General features: G+C 55.0%; 7 protein-coding genes. 4 read left to right on the top strand and 3 right to left on the bottom strand.

Translation table 11 applies throughout. The features are described 5' to 3' along the window. Both ACI9KD_RS16700 and gloB read right to left on the bottom strand, forming a co-directional pair. Positions 1-654 (bottom strand): transglycosylase SLT domain-containing protein (locus ACI9KD_RS16700; protein WP_414982303.1); only part of this gene is annotated, 654 nt, incomplete at its 3' end. Continuing rightward, a complete protein-coding gene (gloB, locus tag ACI9KD_RS16695) occupies positions 636-1,406 on the bottom strand; it encodes a hydroxyacylglutathione hydrolase (protein WP_414982302.1) in 771 nt (256 codons plus the stop codon). The genes gloB and ACI9KD_RS16700, both read right to left, overlap by 19 nt. Positions 1,407-1,526: 120 nt before the next feature. Between gloB and ACI9KD_RS16690 the strand changes: the two genes are divergently transcribed. Genes ACI9KD_RS16690 through dnaQ form a run of 3 tightly spaced genes read left to right on the top strand, consistent with a single transcriptional unit; the run spans position 1,527 to position 3,519 of the window. Further along, the gene (locus tag ACI9KD_RS16690) at positions 1,527-2,309 is read left to right on the top strand and encodes a class I SAM-dependent methyltransferase (protein WP_414982301.1); all 783 of its coding nucleotides are present in this window, start codon (positions 1,527-1,529) and stop codon (positions 2,307-2,309) included. A gap of 27 nt (positions 2,310-2,336) precedes the next feature. Next, complete coding sequence (rnhA, locus tag ACI9KD_RS16685; RefSeq protein WP_414982300.1) at positions 2,337-2,774, top strand: ribonuclease HI; 438 nt, start codon at positions 2,337-2,339, stop codon at positions 2,772-2,774. 22 nt (positions 2,775-2,796) lie between these two features. Then, on the top strand, positions 2,797-3,519 hold the full coding sequence (dnaQ, locus tag ACI9KD_RS16680; protein WP_414982299.1) for a DNA polymerase III subunit epsilon: 723 nt from the start codon (positions 2,797-2,799) through the stop codon (positions 3,517-3,519). A gap of 15 nt (positions 3,520-3,534) precedes the next feature. Here the strand turns inward: dnaQ and nhaB are convergent, their stop codons facing one another. Next, complete coding sequence (nhaB, locus tag ACI9KD_RS16675; RefSeq protein WP_414982298.1) at positions 3,535-5,043, bottom strand: sodium/proton antiporter NhaB; 1,509 nt, start codon at positions 5,041-5,043, stop codon at positions 3,535-3,537. A gap of 202 nt (positions 5,044-5,245) precedes the next feature. On the opposite strand from nhaB, the gene ACI9KD_RS16670 reads away from it, so the two are divergent. Then, positions 5,246-5,584 (top strand): NUDIX-like domain-containing protein (locus tag ACI9KD_RS16670; RefSeq protein ID WP_414982297.1); only part of this gene is annotated, 339 nt, incomplete at its 3' end.

The following is a 5,584-nucleotide window of genomic DNA, read 5'->3' as shown; positions in this document are numbered from 1 at the left end:
GCCCTGAGTCTTGTTCCGCTTAATAGCGCGCTGAACACGCCCCTTGCCAGAATTGTAGGCCGCGAGTGTGAGTAGCCAGTCACCGTCGAAGTCAGCGTTCATTGACTCCAGGTAATCCAAGGCGTGAGTGGTCGAATCCCGGACATCCAAGCGACCGTCAAACCACCAATCTCGCCGAACCCCAAGATCGTCCGCTGTACCCGGCATGATCTGCCAAAGACCTGCGGCACGCTGATTAGAAAACGCAAAGGGGTTCATTGCGCTCTCCACAAAAGGAAGCATGGCAATTTCGATGGGCATACCCCGAGCTTCAACTTCTGAAACCAGATGGTAGAGATAGCGCTCTGCACGGGGAGCCACGAGTTCAAAGTATCGTGGCTGCTTGAGGTAGTACTCGCGAGCCGCGCCAATGCGCGCATTGTGCAGTGTGTGAAACTCCAACTGTCGTCGAATTCTGTCCCAAAGGTCGACGGGCGGGCCCGGATCCTGCGTGACCCTGTGATCGGCGGCAGGCGGTAGTAGCTCGGCCGCGGGAGTCATAGATGCCTCTGGTTCCAGAGGTTTGTCGCTTTGTGTGCTACAGGCGCCCAGCGTAAGCAAGGCGAGAAGCAGCGTAGCGCGGAGCATTTGAGTATTCAGAATTGATCTTTCCATGCACGAAGCCCGGCAAAAACCTCTACGGGGTCAGCGCCAGATTCGCGGCCTTCGGACGCCAGTCCCAGCGCAAGATGAGGGTCGGCACTGCGCAAGAAAGGATTCGTCGCAAGCTCCACTCCGATAGTTGACGGGACCGTTGATTCTCCGGCAGCGCGCAGGGCTCTGGCATTGATCTCGCGTTCTTTTAGATCAAGGTTGCTCGGATCCGCTGCTCTGGCAAAAGCAAGATTTGCCAGCGTGTACTCGTGGGCGCAGTAGACGGCTGTCGCTGCGGGGAGGGCAGCAAGCTTGCTCAGAGATTCGTACATCATTGGCGGGTCGCCCTCAAAAATGCGGCCGCAGCCTCCGGCAAACAGTGTGTCGCCACAAAACACCGCCGGATTTTCACCCGCCTGATAGTAGGCAATATGATCAAGCGTATGCCCGGGAACACTGATGATTTCGAAAGCGTAATCACCCACCCTTACATGATCACCTTCGACCAGTACGCGATCGATGCCCTCTATGGATGGGTTGGGCGGTCCGTAGACGGTGCAGGCGTGCTTCTTCTTCAGCGCTTTAAGCCCACCCACGTGATCAAAGTGATGGTGGGTTATCAGAATCCCGGCAAGCGAGAGTTTCCGCTCTGCCAGTGCCTTCTCTACCGGGGCCGCATCGCCGGGATCAACTACCCAGGCACTACCATCGCGGTTTTGGAGAAGCCATATGTAATTATCATTAAAGGCCGGAATGCCGACGATACTGGACATAAGCAAGAATTCTCAGGGTGTTCTAGCGCTCAACAAAAAAACGCTCTATTTGAATGTAGTCGGGCGTTGCATGCAGGCACCGCACTGGCTACTCTCTTAATCGTGAAAAGCGTCGCGAACATGCAGTCTATCGAGATTTCCCGAGCTCTGGAATCCTGGTATGCCAGAGAATCCGGAGAAGAGCTCTGTGAAGCCATAATAGAGCGCCTGGAACCCGTGCTTGGCCTATCCTTTGGGTACCATATTTTACAGATTGGTTCGCTGCCTACGCGCAGTTTGATCGCCGAAAGTCCGATTAATCATCGGATTTTCGCCTGCTCCGCGACCGATCGCAGCGCATCGATGTTTTGTCATGGTGACGAGCTACCGCTGGAAAGCGACAGTGTCGACACAGTGGTCGCGTTTCATGCCTTGGAGTTCGATGAGCATCCCCACGGTAGTTTGCGAGAGATGCAGCGTGTACTGCGGCCACACGGTCATTTGATCATTGTCGGATTCAACCCCCTGAGTCTCTTGGGGGCGGCACATTATTTACGCGGTCTGAGAAAAAGCAGCCTTTGGAACAAAGGGCGTCATCGCCCGGTCAGCCTAGGTCGGCTCACAGACTGGTTGCGGCTGCTAGACTGTGAACTAGAAAGTACTCAGCAGCTGTTTCCTCTTCCATTGGCAGGCAAAGGGCGGTTCCGTCGTTTTGTCGGCCGCGTCGACCAATGGGCCTGTGATCACAGCTTTCCCGGTGGCGGCGTCTATATTGCCCATGCGATCAAGCAAATAGCTGGCGTGCGCAGGCCCAGGAGTCTGCGAGCGCGCGCTAGAGCGAGTTTTCGGGGGCTCGGTGTCGCCGGAGCCCCAGCCCCCACGCCACGACAGCCTCGCTCAGACAACAGTGATCAAGCTGCCTGACCCCTTTATCGAATCATATGAGACCGCATGAAAAAGATTGAGCTCTTCACGGACGGTGCTTGCCGGGGAAACCCCGGACCCGGTGGTTGGGGTGCGCTGCTTTGCTATGCGGATAAAGAACGGGAGCTCTATGGCGCGGCAGCCGACACGACCAATAATCGCATGGAGCTGAGTGCGGCCATCGAAGGGCTTGCGGCACTGAGTGAATCTTGTGCTGTCAGACTGGTTACGGACTCTACCTATGTCTTGAAAGGCATTACCGAGTGGCTACCCAACTGGAAGCGCCGGGGATGGAAGACATCGGCCAAGAAACCTGTGGCAAATGCCGATCTTTGGCAGCTTTTGGAAGTCCAGAATCAGCGGCATACCGTGACTTGGGAATGGGTAAAAGGCCATAGTGGCCATCCGGGTAACGAGCGTGCTGACGCTCTGGCGAACCGCGCCATCGATGAAATACTCTCTTAGCGCTAAAGGACCGACTGCAACTATGCGACAGATCGTGCTTGACACAGAAACCACAGGGCTCGAAGTCAGTCAGGGTCACCGCATCATCGAGATCGGGTGCGTGGAGCTCGACAACCGACAGCTCACCGGCCGGCATTTTCATCGTTACATCAATCCAGAGCGGGATATCGACGCGGGGGCTATCGAGGTACACGGCATCACCGCCATGTTTCTTGCTGACAAGCCCGTGTTTTCTGCAGTCGCCAAAGACTTTGTGGATTTTGTCGATGGCGCCGAACTGATCATCCACAATGCGCCTTTTGATATTGGCTTTCTCGATAGTGAGCTGAATCGACTAGACCCTGCGGCGGTGCCACTCGCGCAGCGCTGTGAGATTACAGACACCTTGGTTATGGCGAGAAGTCGCCACCCGGGGCAGCGCAACAGTCTGGATGCACTGTGCAAGCGCTATGCGGTAGATAACTCAAGCAGAGACCTTCACGGCGCACTTCTGGATGCCGAAATACTGGCTGATGTCTATCTGACAATGACCGGTGGACAGACCGCGCTGGCCTTAGGGGGAGATGATGGCGACAGCCAGGGACGATCTCGCCCGCGAGGGCTGCGAAGACTTCCGCCTGAACGCCAGAGACTACCGGTTATTGCGCCTAGTGAGAGTGAGCTAGCGGCTCACGAAGCGCAGCTTGATAGCATTGCTGCAGCGGGTACCGAACCACTGTGGAGAACCCTCCACAGTGGTGGTTAAACGACAGGCTTTTTACTAGATAAACAGTGTGACGCAGACAAAACCAACACCGCCCATAACGAAGGTGTAGGGTAACGCCATAATCACCATTCGTCCGTAGGACAATCGAATCAGCGGCGCTAACGCTGAGGTCAACAGGAACAGGAAGGCGGCTTGCCCATTGGGCGTCGCAACACTGGGAAGGTTGGTGCCGGTGTTGATCGCGACAGCCAGTTGGTCGAACTCAGGTCGACTGATAGCCCCAGCATCCAAGGCCGCTTTGACTTCATTGATATACACCGTTGCCACGAACACGTTGTCGCTGATCATCGACAAAACACCATTGGCAATAAAGAACATCCCCGGTCGAATCTCGGCATCCATCGCCAACACCGCATCGATGACGGGCGTAAACAAGTGTTGATCATGTATGACAGCCACAATCGCGAAGAAAACCACCAGGAGCGCCGTAAAGGGAAGGGCTTCCTCAAAGGCGTGGCCGATCTGGTGCTCTTCGACAATGCCATTAAAGGCCGTGAGCAGCACGATGACCATTAATCCAATAAGTCCTACCGCCGCCAGGTGCATCGCCAGCCCAGCCACCAATATCACCGCAACCAGGGCCTGCACGACGAGGCGAGCCACATCTCGGGAGCTACGGTTTGCATCAGCTTTATCCTGGAACTCGTTGAGCACTGAACGAACCGAATCCGGCAGCTTAGCGCCGTAGCCGAATTTACCCGTGACCTCCAGCAACGCACAGGTTATCAAGCCGCAGACTAAAACAGGCATGGTTACCGGTGCCATAACCGTCACGAACTTTATGAAGTCCCAATCGGCTACCGATGCAATAAGCAGGTTTTGAGGTTCCCCTACAAGAGTACAAACGCCACCAAGCGCTGTTCCCACGGCGCCATGCATAAGTAGTGAGCGTAGAAACGCTCGGAAATCTTCCAGATCTTCGCGATGGTTGTCTTGTACACCACCGTCATCGCCATGGTCATGACTGTCTTGATGATTATTACCCTTGCCTGATGCGACTTTGTGATACACCGAATAGAAACCCACTCCGACGCTGATGAGCACCGCGGTCACGGTCAGAGCATCTAGGAAGGCAGAGAGGAACGCCGCTACCAAACTAAAGAGCAGTGATAACACAACCTTGGAACGGACTTTGAGAAGAATCCGCGTGAATACAAAAAGCAGCAGTTCCTTCATGAAGTAGATGCCGGCGACCATAAACATCAACAGTAAAATGACTTCGAAGTTGGCCGCTGTTTCGTGAAACACCGAGTCTGGACTGGTCATACCCAGCGCCACAGCCTCGATGGCCAAAAGCCCGCCGGGTTGCAGTGGGTAACATCGCAAAGCAAGCGCCAGTGTGAAGATAAACTCTCCAATCAGAACCCAGCCGGTAGCGAACGGACCAATGGTGTAAAGCAGCACGGGGTTGATCAACAAGAACCCGATAATCGCCTTTTTATACCAGTCTGGTGACGACCCGAGAAAGTTGTGCCAAAGCGCTTGAGCTGCAGATTCGCTCATAGGAATTCCTCTAGATGTATGGCGCAAGTGTACGGTATTGCTTGGGTTCGCGTAAGTCGGTGGACACCGATCATTGGGCGCAATCAGGGCATTATTACGCGCATCCCCCTTGCGACAGTCCCTTGTGGTGCATAGGATAGCTCCCCTCTTATATTACCGCCTGTGGTCACAGTCGCCTCATCGCGCCAGGAGCAATTGATCTATGCTGGATCTCGATCAGTCAGCACCCGTCCATCGGAATGACGCTCTGCACATTGTGTTTCAGAGCGGCAAGCTGGTGATGGATATGAAGTCGCGACAACCCTGTATTTTGACGGACGACGACCTCACGCAGAACAATTGGAAAGTCGCTAGAGAGCAATACATCGGTCACTGGGCAGGCCAGGCCTGCTTCGCAGTAGAAATAGATGACATTATTGCTGTGGATACCATGCGCTATCAGGTGAGCAACCTTTACCATCTACTGGGTCGGGTGGAAGACAGCGTGTTTGCGCTTGCGGGCCGCGCAGCACAGTTGCTGGATTGGCAGCGGGATCACCGG

This window comes from Congregibacter sp., from assembly GCF_047617445.1.
GTDB lineage: Bacteria > Pseudomonadota > Gammaproteobacteria > Pseudomonadales > Halieaceae > Congregibacter.
This window is presented reverse-complemented; position numbering and strand designations above follow the sequence as displayed.